Here is a 13,910-nt window from a genome sequence, read left to right as displayed (position 1 = left end):
CCTTTTCTCAACTTACTGGATTATAAACTGATCCAGATAAACATTACTTACTTCCCCTATTTTCGGCGGCAGAGTACTGTTTATCCGTCGTAAAAATTCTTTCCGGATCTTTTCCTTTGCTGCAGGTTCACTGAGTTCCATTAGAGTCATCTGCGAGAGCTGGTCAATGAGAATATTTTTAAACCGCGGCGCCCGCCTGACCAGTTCCTCGGGGAGATCTTTATTACTTTCATTATATTCAAGTATGACCACCACTTTCAGAAAACGTTCGCCGTCAGTATCGGCAATATTGACAACGGCTTCTATAGGCTCCGAAGTCGCCCCCATTGCCGTTGTCTCTTCCATGACTGTCTGAGCCGAATCCACGGCAACTTCGGCTGCTTGATCTTCTTCGCTCTTGGGCCTGGTCACATTAAAAAGAATGAATGCCATGATCAGATTTATAACGACAATGCCACCGATAATTCCGAAAAAGAGGATTGTATTCGATCCTTTTTTTTTCTCCCCCTTTTCAGAACCTTCCCCTTGTCCCTGTTGTTCCTTCTGCTCCTGTTTTTTTTCTTCCTCTGCCATGGATTCCTCCGTTTACACTGATAGTCCTGTGCGCCATTTATCGTTATGAGGCTTCAGCTCTTTAGTTCGTCCATTTCTTCTTTCTCAAGATATTCGACATAAATTTCGATCCGGCGGTTTTTTTGTCTGCTTTCCGGCGTATCATTGGGAGCAACCGGCCTATATTCCCCGTATCCGACGGCGCTCAGTCGTGCCGGTTCAATCCCGCATTTATAAGCGAAAAATTTGACGATATTAAGCGCCCGTGCCGCGGATAATTCCCAGTTCGATGGAAATTTCCGTGTGTTAATCGGCACATTATCGGTATGCCCCTCAACTCTGATCTGCGCATTGGGATCGATATTGATAATCTTGATTAATTTATACAACAGATCAGTAAATTCAGGCTTGATTTGCGCCTCCCCCACATCAAAGCCGATGGGATCGGCAATCTTTATCGCCAGCCCTGCATCGGTGACTTTAACCTTGATACCATCCTGCATATTCTCCTGTTTTGCCACTTTCAGTATTCTCCGGCGGGCATCGATAGCCATACGTTTATTCTGCTCATCACCACCTAAACGGGGTATCAGAATGTCTTTGCTGATAAGTATGGATGGAAAATCTTCAAGAACCCCGCTGAATGCATTCTGAAACGAGGATGCCGCAACATGGAATTTAGCCGGATCAATAGTTGACATTGCAAGAAGCATCACAAAAAAGCACAACAGAAGCGTCATCATGTCACCATAGGTGGTCATGTACTCCGGTGCGCCTTTTTTCTGTTCTTCCTTTTTCTTTTTGCCGGCCATTACTCGAATCGTCCTTACTTCTGCTGCTTCATTGCCTGAGCGCGCAGTGAAGGTTCAATGAATGCGGTCAATTTTTGCTCCACGATACGGGGATTATCCCCCGACTGGAGTGACATAATTCCTTCAAGCATCAATTCTTTTATGAGAATTTCATTGGCTGAATAAACTTTGAGTTTCTGATTTATTGGAAGGCAGAATACATTGGCGATTAAGGAACCGTACATCGTTGTCAGCAGCGCAACGGCCATATTCGGTCCGATCGACGAGACATCCGCCATATTACCAAGCATGAGGATAAGACCGATAAGCGTTCCGATCATACCAAAAGCCGGAGCGAGAGTGCCGGCAAAATCGAAAATAACGGCGCCGTCTGCGTGACGGCCTTCAATAAAAGTTATTTCGGTGCTTAAGATATCTTTTATCAGATCCGGTTCGGTACCGTCAACCGCCAGCTGAATACCTTTTTTCAAAAACTCATCATCGATCTCAGATGCCCGCGCCTCCAGCGCAAGTATCCCCTCCCGACGGGCTTGTTCGGCAAATTCTACAAGCTGCTTGATAATCTGGACTGGAGTATTCTGCTTTACAAAAATCACATTTTTAATTACACCGCCCGTTGCAAGTACCCGGGATAGAGGAAATGCAGTAAATACCGCCCCCAGAGTACCTCCAACAACGATCTGCACCGATGGAATATCGATAAATGCTGCAGCATTACCCTTCATACCAAGAATTATCAAGGTAATTGCCGCAATTAGACCGCCAATCGTTGCGATATCCATATCAGCTTCTTTCTCCGATCACTATTCTTATTTCCAGATTTTGTATTCTATTGATTCTGCTCATTTTCGCCATTCTTCTGTACTACATTAACTGTCTGATTACAGAGCTGTTTATATTTGATGGTCTTTCTGACAATATCTTCCACCCCATTCCTTACAACAATCTTTTTGCCCGTAGAAAGGGTGATAATCGAATCGGGAGTCGATTCCACTGATTCAATAAAATCGGCGTTCAGAACGAATTCATCACCATTTAACCGTCGCAATGCAATCATTATTTCCGGTTCCTGTCATGTAACTTGTTATAGATGACTACCTTAACAAATTTTAATTTAAAAGCCACTTTAGGTCAACCCTATTATTACTATTAATCATTAATTATATACAAGGACAGAGGCGAACTTTCAGTTCGCCTCTGTTGTAATCATTTACCGGACCAGTTGTACAAGTTCCTGAAGCAGCGTGTCACTCGTGGTTATTACCCTGGCATTCGCCTGATAGCCACGCTGTGTGGTTATCATATTAGTGAATTCGCTGGCCAAATCCACATTGGACATCTCCAGAGCTCCCGGTTTCACTTTTGTTGTCGAACCGACTCCGGCCTCGAGCATTACCGCTTCTCCGGAATTATTGGACTGAGAAAACATACTGTTGCCGGTTTTTATCAATCCTGCAGGATTATTGAATTCGGCCAGATAAATCTTGGCGATCGACATATTGATACCATTGGTATAGATACCTTCGATTTCACCGAACTCATCAATGGAAATTTCCTGCAGATTGCCCATGGGATAACCGTCCTGATACCATGCGGCGGTAGTCGATGCCGAACGGAATTGTGTAATACCTTCCACCGATCCGGGTGAACCGGTATCGAGCGAAACGGAAACCACACTCGAGCCATTCATGGGATCGAATCTCAAACTGGTAGAGTTGTCATCGAATGTAAATGCAGCAGGAGTACCGTCCTGGCCAAAGGAGATCCGTCCGGTATTCCCGCCCAGGATCTCCTCCCCACCTTCGGTGGTAATTTCCCAGAGCCATTCCCCCGGTGTTCCCGAATGAGTAAAGGTAGTGGTCATAATATGGGCATCACCCGACTCATCGTAAACGGTAATCGAGGTTGAATGCTGCCCCGTATCCCGTGCGGCCTGTATCTCGGTAGCAACCATATTGGTGTTAAACCGGGTAGGCGCCGTTGAATCGTTGTCGTTATTGGTAGCCTGAATCGAAACATTGTTCAGGGCAAAGGCAAGTTCCGGCTGGCCTCGCACAACAAGAGCGCCGTCGGGTATACGATCATCGGGGGTGTTGGGATTATTGATATCCACCGACTGGTTCTGATACTGCGTTGCGTCGGTTGGCGGCAGTTGAAAAGCCGACCGGACAAGATCGGCCAGTTGTCCCAGGGTAGTTACCCCCCCCTGAACAAGCCCGGTTGAATCGACCGTGCCGGTAACAGGAGAAATTGTTCTTCCGCCTATTGCACCGTTAATACTGATCGTATCACCGTCTTCAAGCCCCAGTTGATTACCGCTTGCATCGTAGACATCTGCAATGTTGTCGGTCTCATCGGCCGGAGCAAGAACCTGGCTTGATGCCGGAGCTCCACCAACAGCAATTGATGGACCCCAGTTAAAAGTATTGGCGACATAGGGAGCTGATATGGGATCACTGCTTTGTATCCGAAGGTTATTAACCGCACTTCCAAGCGCACTGACCACAATGGTCCCATTTGCCGGATTAACTGCAGCCGAATTTGCCGGATTCACCGAACTGACAGCCTGTGAAATTGCACCGGCAAGCTCCTGAAGCGTTGTTGTATCGGTAACGTTGAGTGTTACCGGAGTACTTACCCCATCGGCGGAAATGGTTAAAACATCTCCGGCACCGATACCGAGACTCTGGCCATATTGGTCATACATTGAAACCAGGTAATCGGTAGAAGCACTGGTTGCAAGAAACCGGTTGGTATGTGCGACAGTTCCCAGACCTTCAGAATCGGAATCGAGATTGCAGCGATACCTAACGTCGGTGGTTGCATTTGCCGGCGCTTTTTCCCCAAAGGGAATACGGAGATCGCTGATCCGTGTACCCGGAGGATACGTACCGTCTTCGGCAGCCATCATCCCCTGAAGCCGGAAACCATTGGTTGGCGCCACCAGGTATCCCATTGAATCCATCTGGAGGGCGCCGTTACGGCTGTAAAAAACACCGTCACCGCTGGAATAGGCCAGAAAAGCTCTGCCTTCAAGGGCAAGGTCGGTAATTTTCCCGGTTGACTGCATGTTTCCCTGAGTCATCAGCATATCCACAGATCCGACATTCATACCAAGCCCGATCTGCTGAGCATTGGTACCTCCCACACTTTCTGTTGGCCGTGACGCTCCTTTGAGCATCTGCGCCATGGCCTCTTCAAACGTGACGCGTCCTGCTTTAAAACCTGTCGTATTGACATTTGCAATATTGTTACCGGTAACATCCATTGCCACCTGATGGTTCTTCAGGCCGCTAATGCCTGAATAGAGTGATCTGACCATTGGATTCCTCCTCGAAGCTGCAGACAGGTTCTGTGATTTTACTGCTTTCAGTCGGTCGGCAGCTATGAGCCCCTGTTTTCGGTGCAATGCAACGAAAAAAGTCCAGCTCTCTTAGTCCGCAATCACAGTACTGTCTATGTTTGTGACCACATTGTCTTTCATACTGTTACCATCCATGGCCGTTACTACAGTCCTGTTTGGAATATTGACGATAAACGCCATATCGGAAAGCAGGATAAGCGAATCTCTGGAGCCCTTGGCCCGGGCACCTTCAACAGCCTTGTCAAGCTTTGCCGTCATTTCTGGCGTCATGGTAATGTTGCGGCTGACAAGCCGGCTTTTCGCATGGGCCGAAAATCGTACGTTCCTCCGTGATTGTTCAAGGATCCGTCCAAACTCAATGCCGTTCTTGTCCTTGTGGGCATTATTAGGCCGCACCGATGGTCCTATGGTCCCCGGAGTCCTAATTCCATGAGTTCTCATAATAATTCCCTCCTATGAGTTTACCACCGGCGCAATATCAATGATATCCGACAGTGGTACCAATACCCCGCCTATCCGTAGCCGGGAAGTTCCATCCAGATTTGAAATGCCTTCAACCGTTCCTTCGGTAAAAGCATACACATCCGGATTATACGCTGCTTCCTCGATAACAATAGAATATGTACCGGGCTCTGCAAAGTCTGTTCCGTTCATAAGCCTGCCGTCCCAGGTCACGCTAGCCGTTCCATCATCGTTAAGCTGAGCCGGTAATTTCCGTACTGTTTCGCCTTTGTTATTTTGTATATTGACCGTTGCACTTGTAAGGCGCCCGGTATTGAGCTGGATGGTATGCTGTTCATTGTATTGCGCATTGTGCGAAATTTCATTACGCGCTACACGAACCTGCTTACCGAGAAGCTCGATAGCGGAAGACGAAGAAATTGTCCCGCCGCGCTTTGAGTTCTCACCAACCGATACATCAAGAACATTATCGATTGACAATTCCTTTCCGCCAACCTTGATAAGTGCTCCATCGGAAGCAAAGCGCACACCCTGCACCATATCCTCGACAAAGGCATACAGGGCCGGGTTGGTATCCTGACCAACAATGTTTATCTCGTAAGAACCCACCTGAGCGTAGGTACCGTCATCCAGGGTACCGTCCCACAGTATGGTGGCGGAATTTTCCGCATCCTTACCATCGGCACCAAGTGTTCTCACGACATTCCCATCGGAATCCAGAATCTGAACTTCCGCAGAACGGGCGTTTCCGAAATGGACCCGAATCGGAATGCTTTCATCGGGTTTCCCATAGTACGTGACCGCCTGCTCAAGAAGCCGTACTTCTTTACCAATCAGAGAAACAGCAGCAGCATTGGTCATCGATTGAGCACTATACTTCTGCGCATCAACGGTTCCGGCAAAGGCTTCTTTTAACCCTTCGATAGCCTGCTGGGTATTGTTGGCGCTTTCCAACTGCCGCATCTGGGTGAGTTGAGCCATGAACTCGTTATTGTCCATGGGTTGGAGCGGATCCTGCATTTTCATCTGGGTGATGAGTAGCAATAAAAAGTCATCCTTTTTCATTTCATTGCTCTCTTCAGCGAACAATCCGCCGTTCCGATCCCCCGTCACCTTCGTAGTCGATGGGTCAACCGCACCATCCTTTACCGACGCGGTGGCCGAATAAAGTGCTTCGGTGCTTTTTGATGTCAATGAACTGATGTCGCTTGTTAAGGCCATAGGAATTTCACCTCCTTTCGTCAGGCAAAATATTCAATAGTATTTGTTCCATATCGACGGCCGGTATCGGTTCCGGGCTCTGCAGACTCCGTTTCCTGCAACGATCCATCGGTAACAGGATTGTCTGTTGAAGACCCCTTCGGCGTTGAACCGCCGTCAGACTGCGCAGTTTCTCCGTTTGAACCATTGCCGACATTGACACTAAACTCCCCTGTTTGAAGGTTATGTTCGGCAAGAGCGTTTTTGAGGTTCTGAAGGTTGCTTTCGATAATCTGCTTTACCTGCTGACTCTCTACATTGATCCTTGCGACAACAACTTCTTCGTGAACCTGGATTTTCATCCGTACTTCACCAAGAGATTCGGGACGAAGGGTCAGGCGAATTTCGTTAAGACCGTTTTTGAGGACCGTGTTCATTTTCTCCACGATCTGTTTCATGACAGTCTCTTCGATATTACGCATCAGCGTCTGGCTCATCTTGGGACCGAGCAGATTCGTAAGCGTATTCATAGCCTGGGATTTTCCTGCGATTTCAGTTACCGGCAAAGTTCCCTGATCCGACAACGACATCTCTTTTACCGATGTTTGCAAAAATGTCAAATTCCAGGAGCGCACATTTTTAAGCACATCCGGTTTCGGCATTACAGTATCGGCAGAGAAAGCCATCCGATCACTACCCTGAGAATCCTTCCCGTCAAGCTTCAGCATTTTGCGCATAACCATCGTGTCAAAAGTTCCAACGTCGGTTTGCTTCACTAAATTCGACAAATCCGCCATACTTTTCGCAGCATTTTTCATTTCCTCTTCGGAAACGATTGCCGATGCTGCGATATTTTGCAGCAGATTCTTCATTGCAGCTTCCCTGGAAGCAATGTAGGTACTGAAAAACTGTCTGATTTGATCTGCCGGCATATCGACTTTGTCGGGATTAGCGGCCTGGAGAAGACCGACATCCATTGGCCGGTTTTCAAACTCCGCAACCTTCATGGCCACGTCTTTTGAAATACCGAGCTTCGCAAAAGCAAACTCGATGTGCAGAAGCTGGGTACGGACAACCTGTTCGGTTTGCAGCGCCTGGGCCGGATCAAGAGTTGTTCCCTTGATTTCAACCGATTGATTGTTCTCACCTGCATCAGCAAGGAGTAATGCTATTTGCCGCAGAATATGGACCATTTCCGACAACTGGTTAACAATGCTCTCCGATGGAGCACTAATTTCCAACTTATCCAGATCCTGTGCAAGCTCGAGATCCAAAGCCTCAGACACAACCTCAAGTGACGTTCGAATCATATCAGTTGCATCTTCGGCCGTATCCGATTCTTTCGGAATTTTTCGAGTCTCTTCTGCGGCATGCTTCTCAATGCACTCCTTCATGCTCCCAGCTTGCGCATGAACGGCATTGTCATCTCTGCGCACTTCAACTTCCTTATCATCGAAGCGCCCATGATTCTCTACCGTCTGAAATGCTTCCCGGTTTTCACGAGCAACTGATCGATAAACATTCCTGAAATCTTCAGTTCCAAATCGATCCGATACTGTGGCCCCGTCATTTCTACGGGCAAGCTGTGCATTGCGGTCCATACATCGAGACTTATTTCTCGTCCCTTCAATAGTGACTTTCAGCAGATTTAAAATGTTAGGCTGTTGCATCATTTTTTTCACCTCCTTTCTTCTGGTTAAAGGTTATAATCCAAATGTCAAGACTTTTGTCTTCTTTATTATATACGTGTATACTCATACGTTCATTCTTACAGGTCCGACAGTGATTTTCCCATTTTTTTACTTATTCGTGAGGCTTTTTTCTGCGAAATTGCAGCAACAATTTTTGCTTTTTGACGATCATCATTGATCGAATTCAAAATTTTAATCAAAAGATCATCATCGAGAGTCTCCAGAATCCGTGCAGCTTCCGTGGCTCTCATGGATCCGTACACTTTGGCCAACTGTCGTATACGCTTTTTCTCGAGTTCCGATGTCTCCTTAACCAGTTGCTCCATTTCCTTCTTCTTTGCTATCAATTCGGTTTTTGCAGATTCAAGCTCCTGTTGCATTATCGCCACATGTTCCTGCTGTTTTATCAGCTTTTCCCGCTCCTTTTCGAGTTCTTTGAGTTTTTGCTGATTTGCCTGAAAAGATTTGGAATGGACAGCAGCGAGTGAATCAATCCGTTCCGATTGTTTTTCGAGACGAAGTTCGCCCTCTTCCCTTTTATCGAATTCCCGTGGCCCGAATTCAATGCGGGCATGGCCGGTCATGAAAAGGACTGTCATATACATAACCGGGAAGGACAGTATTGCGACCGCACCGATTGCGATCAATTCCTTGAGTTTCAGATTGGGAAGCTTCATAGGCCTATTCCTTATTTATGTATGGTACCGGTGAAAATTCAGCAATGCCTATGCCATGTTGATGGAGCATTACCCACAAATATTCATAACATTCTGATTAATTATAAGATAGGAGAAATTCCCCTTCACCACAAATGCAGAAATTCTATCCTTTCTGCCCTGGAAATCAGGTTGTGAAGGGGGAAGCAAATGCCGGGGAGAGGCAGATAATGCCTATTAGTGGCGGCCTTGATTCAACCTGTTTAATTTACCGTAATGAACATACGGAACAGGGGAATACATATGCATAAACAGCGCCATACAGATGCGCGGATCGAAATATTTGTATTACCGGAACCAGCCCGAACTCGGCCAGGATCAGACCTCCGATACAGAGACGATGACAGTCATAACCGGAATACATGATATGAAATACCGAAAAACGTGTAGAGAATTATTTAACCATGGATTTTCTTTAACGATCGATAAATAATTAATCGTGGTCTTCGGCTTCGCCGTTGAGACGTTCCTGTTCCAACTCTTCTTCAGTCCAGTTTTCCTTACAGGTTTCACAATAATCACGCTGAAAACAATCAGGACACCATCCCGTACAGCCATCAATAATATGATTAATTCCGAAATCATTATCAGGCAGTGTGTCTTCCCGGGGAATATAATCTTCCACCAGAAATTTGTATATGACCTCGTCGGGAACATCGTTTGCAAGCTCGAGATAAATGTTGTGTTGCTCGAAGATGTCAAGAATCGTATCAAGTTTATTCTCCAATTCCTCTTTGGACATCTCCTCAATTTTAGGAAAAGAAAAATCCGGAGGGAAAAGAGAAGTCATTTTTACTTTCGGTAATTTGTCGAGTTCCTCATAGTTTTTTACATAATTCAGGAAATTGTTTTCGAGTTCGGGATCAATATCGTTTTCTTTATGGAATTCTGCTCCTTGTAATTTCAGGTCGAGTTCCAGAGCTTTGTTTTCCAGCTCCAGATCGATCTTTTTATCGTCTTCGCTTCGCCAATCTTCTTTAAGCATAATTACCACCTCAATATAGAGTTTTTTTTAAAATACATCGAAAATTACCAAATAAAAAGCAATAAATTGTAGAAATCAAAAAATTTCGTTTATCGGATACGATTATTATATACAGCTGTTATTCTGCAAAGAGAGTGCATACTTAACTGCCCACCACCCCATACAAGCCCGACAAGCCCTACTGTTTTGCCGGCCTCTTACCGCATGGCGCCCAAAGGCAAATAGAAGGTTAGCGCCAGGCTGCTCCATTTAACCTGTTGGTGATTTGAAAACCCTTGTTGCCATTAGTTGTAAAAAGGAGTATATTGAGATTTAATATGAAAACACGAGCCGAAAACAGAATGAAATTCTGGATGATTGCCGAAGGTCTGCTTATGCTGTTTTCAATGACTTCAGCAAATGAGCCGCCCTTTCCGCCAGTGAAAGATTTCGAGCTGGATCGCTATCTCGGGACCTGGTATGAAATCGCCCGGTTGCCGAACTGGTTCGAAAAAGGTTTGACCAACGTAACCGCAACCTATTCCTTAAAAAAGAATGGCATGGTGAAGGTTGTCAACAAGGGTAAAAAAGATGGAAAGATCAAAAAGGTGGTTGGGAAAGCCAAATTTGCAGGCCCCAGAGATATCGGGCATCTGAAAGTTTCCTTTTTCTGGATTTTCTATTCGGATTATATTGTTGTCGAACTGGCCGATGATTACTCCTATGCCCTCGTTACCGGTGATTCTCACGATAACCTCTGGATACTTTCCCGCACGCCGGAGTTGGACCAAAAAAGGGTGGATATGCTCGTAAAACATGCTCAAAAGCTTGGTTTTGATACTACGAATCTCTATTTCACCCCCACCCCCCATACGAAGTAATTATTTTCAAAACCATAAAAAAATGGGATTTTGAAAGCAGATCCTGCTCACAAATCCCCAAAAGACCGCATCACCTACACCCCGGCGGTTATCGTTGGCATATCCAACCTACATCATCATTCCAGTTTTCGGTGATCTTATATGTACTTTTCCGTTGCCAGATACCATTGGTATCTTTTCGATAAACATACAGCCGTGTTACCTGTGCCCGATCTTCTTTTCTTTCAAGCCAGCTTCTTACCGCAACGCAAACGCCTTTTTTAGTTTTCCGCATGATCTGTCCGCGTCCCTCAACCCAAACTGTTTCACCACAGCCAAGACTGATATCATCACGACACCACACCGGAATCTCGCCAACTTCAGCAAATTTCCAGTTGTAGCAATCGCTTTTGTAAATTCCATCATATTCAGACTTCATCTTATTATAATCCCGCTCGATCCGGTCGGCAAGATTTTCATATTCTCCTGCTTGTGTACCGAAGGAAATCATCAAAAGAATCAGTAAAAACAGCATAACATCCTCCTTAAAAGTTTTATGAGTAACGGCGGCTTTCCATTCACTTATAATTATAAAATACTCTGTTAAAAAAAACGGAAAGATCATTTCCGTTCTGCATTATAGGGGATAATTGAAAGGAGGATGAAATACGGTAGACTGAATTAGATATTAAATGATATGCCGGTCAATTTCTCTGAAATATCCCAGAGTTTTCCGGCCCTATCCTGATTATAAGACTCTTTGCTTGATTGAACCTTTTGGGGATGCCCGTGAAGCTGAAAAAGGCCATCGGGCCCATAATACTCACCACCACGAACGTTATCGGCGGTGGCTGCATACAGCATTGGCCAGGCACCTTTCTCGGGTTTCTGAGCGAAAAGAGGGTTAAATATCCGAAAAAAGAATGAATTTCGCTGCAAATTGGTAGCAGCGTATCCCGGATGAGCGGCTAATGCTTTTGAATCGGTATTTACCGACTCAAGTTTTCTCTGTAATTGGTAAGTAAAAAGCAGATTCGCAAGCTTGCTTCTTCCATACGCAGGCCAGGGAGAATACCCTTTTCCCCAATTCAGATTATCAAAATCCATAGAACCCATATAATGAGCGCCGCTGCTCATCGTAACAATCCGGGAATTTCCGGTTTTTAGCAGAAGGTCGAGAACCAAGCCGGTGAGGGCAAAATGTCCCAGATGGTTGATGCCGAATTGAAGCTCAAATCCATCCGATGTTTTCGAATATGGCGGCGCCATAACCCCGGCGTTATTGAGAAGATGGTCGATTCTGTTGAATCTGGTTTTAAATTCATCTGCAAACTTCCGCACCGAACTCAAACTGGCCAGATCGATTTTCATAACTGAAAGGCGGGCATCATTAGATAACGCTCTAATCTTTGCTGCTGCAGCCTCACCCTTATTAATGTTTCTGCATGCCATGATTACTGTGGCGTTTTTCTGCGCCAGTGCCGATGCCGCTGCAAAACCCAGTCCACTGTTGGCACCGGTAATGATGGTTATTCTGCCGGTCTGGTCGGATATATCATGATGAGTCCATTTGTGCATATCGAGATCCTTTCGGATGAAAAAGTATCGCCCAGATCTGAATATATATTTTTCCGTATAGTATTTTATCTGCTTCCATGGAAAATAAAGTAATGAGACTGGCCCGGACGGCTGTCCGGAGAGGACTCGCCGAGCCCGATACTCCGCTGGTTGGCATGCGTAACAATACCACTGTCTGGAACCGCAATGACAGCCGTATACCGGAACTCGAAAAGGCATTATCGTTGCTTGCGGTCAATTCTCTTTTTTTCGGCATCCCCAAAGAACCTTACCGTACAATAGTAAATACGTTTACGGAACTCTATGAGAACACCATCAATCCCACCGACTGGGAATCCCGTGTCTATTTCCACGATATACCTATTGTTCCACATTTCAGTGCCGTCCGGATTGCAGGTGCGCTTACAAAGCATAAAGCTGCGCTTATCGCCGGTGAAGGAATCATTACGGTCGACACGGTCGATCCCGAAAAAGCATACGTCTATTATAGCTCTGTTTGTTTCGCCTTTTTTGTTAAATTTTTTGTTGATTACTTATCAGAGTTGCGCACCTCGATACGCCCTTCAATTCCTCCACATATTTTCGAACGCGTGTGTTCTTTTCTTCCGCCCGAAATATCCGGACAATGGGTTCTCGAACAGGGCCCCTTTTCAGAACCGGAAACTGTTTATCCAGCAATTAAAGAAGTGGGGAAACTGACGGTTGATAATGGACTGGTCGATTCTGTCCAGGGCAATATTTCATATGTTCTCGATAAAATGATCCATATCACCCGGTCCGGCGCACCCTTGGATAAACTTGACGGCTGCATTGTCGCCTGTCCTGTTGAAGGTTCTTCGCCTGCAATAGCATGCGCATCCAGTGAACTTCCCGTGCACCGGGCAATAGTCCAAAACACCCACTACCGGGCAATCCTTCATAGCCATCCGAAATTCCCGGTCATACTCTCCATGGATTGCAACCGTCATGGCTGTCACCCATCGGATACATGCTATACCGGCTGCCCCTATAAACGGTACATCGGAACAACACCGGTGGTTTCAGGTGAAGGTGGAGCGGGAGAGCATAGCATAAGCAAGACAGTTCCCCCGGCTATCACCGGGCAATCGGGCGTAATCATATACGGTCACGGTCTCATTACTGTGGGCGAAGATGATTTCACCCTTCCATTCAATAAGCTTGTTGAGATCGAGAATTTCTGCCGGAACGAATATTTCAGAAAAGTTGCAAGGGCATATGAATAGGAAGCCAAAGTCACAGATCAAAAATTGCAGGTAATCAAATCCTTCGCTTTTCAATTCTGTTTCACTTCAATCAGTGTTCCGTCGGGGTCTTTGCAGAAAAACAATTTGCCGCCGATGAGCTGTGTAACCATTTCACAACCGGCATCTTTGAAGGTTTCGTAGCATTTGGCGACATCCCCTACGCCGATTGCGATATGATTGGCGCCGAGATACCGGAGTTCTTCAATAAGGGAACCGGTGGGCTCTTGGGTTTTGCAGGATTTATAGGGCTGTAGTATTTCGAAAATAACAGTATCAAACTGAAGTACGACGCCTTTGATTTCAAGTTCGGGCTTTTCAAACCGTTTTGTAACCCGGCAACCGAAATGATGTTCGTACCATGCAATCGAACGATCAATATCCGACACACTCAAACCAACATGAATAAACCTGGCCTGCTTTTGTAGCGATGACATCAAATAAACTCC

General features: G+C 45.9%; 15 protein-coding genes. 2 read left to right on the top strand and 13 right to left on the bottom strand.

What is annotated here, in order from left to right; translation table 11 throughout:
* Positions 1–12: 12 nt before the first annotated feature.
* From GF401_10450 to GF401_10405, 10 genes are all read right to left on the bottom strand, one after another.
* Entirely contained in the window at positions 13–573 is a 561-nt protein-coding gene (locus tag GF401_10450) for a hypothetical protein (protein MBD3345470.1), read from the bottom strand.
* Between the two features lie 53 nt (positions 574–626).
* Positions 627–1,364, bottom strand: a complete 738-nt coding sequence (locus GF401_10445; GenBank protein ID MBD3345469.1) for an OmpA family protein — start codon at positions 1,362–1,364, stop codon at positions 627–629.
* Positions 1,365–1,378: 14 nt separating this feature from the next.
* Positions 1,379–2,146, bottom strand: coding sequence for a motility protein A (locus GF401_10440; GenBank protein MBD3345468.1), 768 nt, complete (start codon positions 2,144–2,146; stop codon positions 1,379–1,381).
* A 47-nt stretch (positions 2,147–2,193) separates the two neighbouring features.
* Positions 2,194–2,421, bottom strand: a complete 228-nt coding sequence (locus GF401_10435; GenBank protein ID MBD3345467.1) for a flagellar protein FlbD — start codon at positions 2,419–2,421, stop codon at positions 2,194–2,196.
* 153 nt (positions 2,422–2,574) lie between these two features.
* A complete protein-coding gene (locus tag GF401_10430; GenBank protein MBD3345466.1) occupies positions 2,575–4,686 on the bottom strand; it encodes a flagellar hook-basal body complex protein in 2,112 nt (703 codons plus the stop codon).
* A gap of 111 nt (positions 4,687–4,797) precedes the next feature.
* Positions 4,798–5,169, bottom strand: a complete 372-nt coding sequence (locus GF401_10425; protein ID MBD3345465.1) for a flagellar biosynthesis protein — start codon at positions 5,167–5,169, stop codon at positions 4,798–4,800.
* 12 nt (positions 5,170–5,181) lie between these two features.
* Positions 5,182–6,411: a hypothetical protein gene (locus GF401_10420; GenBank protein MBD3345464.1), complete on the bottom strand. Its 1,230-nt coding sequence runs from the start codon at positions 6,409–6,411 to the stop codon at positions 5,182–5,184.
* A 20-nt stretch (positions 6,412–6,431) separates the two neighbouring features.
* Positions 6,432–8,063, bottom strand: coding sequence for a hypothetical protein (locus GF401_10415; protein ID MBD3345463.1), 1,632 nt, complete (start codon positions 8,061–8,063; stop codon positions 6,432–6,434).
* A 95-nt stretch (positions 8,064–8,158) separates the two neighbouring features.
* Entirely contained in the window at positions 8,159–8,758 is a 600-nt protein-coding gene (locus GF401_10410; protein ID MBD3345462.1) for a hypothetical protein, read from the bottom strand.
* Between the two features lie 472 nt (positions 8,759–9,230).
* A complete protein-coding gene (locus tag GF401_10405) occupies positions 9,231–9,782 on the bottom strand; it encodes a hypothetical protein (GenBank protein MBD3345461.1) in 552 nt (183 codons plus the stop codon).
* A 317-nt stretch (positions 9,783–10,099) separates the two neighbouring features.
* Here GF401_10405 and GF401_10400 point away from each other — a divergent pair, with 317 nt between their 5' ends.
* Entirely contained in the window at positions 10,100–10,642 is a 543-nt protein-coding gene (locus GF401_10400) for a lipocalin (GenBank protein ID MBD3345460.1), read from the top strand.
* 88 nt (positions 10,643–10,730) lie between these two features.
* Here the strand turns inward: GF401_10400 and GF401_10395 are convergent, their stop codons facing one another.
* A complete protein-coding gene (locus GF401_10395; protein ID MBD3345459.1) occupies positions 10,731–11,156 on the bottom strand; it encodes a hypothetical protein in 426 nt (141 codons plus the stop codon).
* A 146-nt stretch (positions 11,157–11,302) separates the two neighbouring features.
* Positions 11,303–12,199, bottom strand: coding sequence for an SDR family NAD(P)-dependent oxidoreductase (locus GF401_10390; GenBank protein ID MBD3345458.1), 897 nt, complete (start codon positions 12,197–12,199; stop codon positions 11,303–11,305).
* A gap of 77 nt (positions 12,200–12,276) precedes the next feature.
* Between GF401_10390 and GF401_10385 the strand changes: the two genes are divergently transcribed.
* Positions 12,277–13,443: an rRNA adenine dimethylase gene (locus GF401_10385; protein MBD3345457.1), complete on the top strand. Its 1,167-nt coding sequence runs from the start codon at positions 12,277–12,279 to the stop codon at positions 13,441–13,443.
* 50 nt (positions 13,444–13,493) lie between these two features.
* On the opposite strand, the gene GF401_10380 is transcribed toward GF401_10385, so the two are convergent.
* Complete coding sequence (locus GF401_10380; GenBank protein MBD3345456.1) at positions 13,494–13,898, bottom strand: hypothetical protein; 405 nt, start codon at positions 13,896–13,898, stop codon at positions 13,494–13,496.
* Positions 13,899–13,910: the final 12 nt, after the last annotated feature.

Source organism: Chitinivibrionales bacterium (assembly GCA_014728215.1).
Classification (GTDB): Bacteria; Fibrobacterota; Chitinivibrionia; order Chitinivibrionales; family WJKA01; genus WJKA01.
This window is presented reverse-complemented; position numbering and strand designations above follow the sequence as displayed.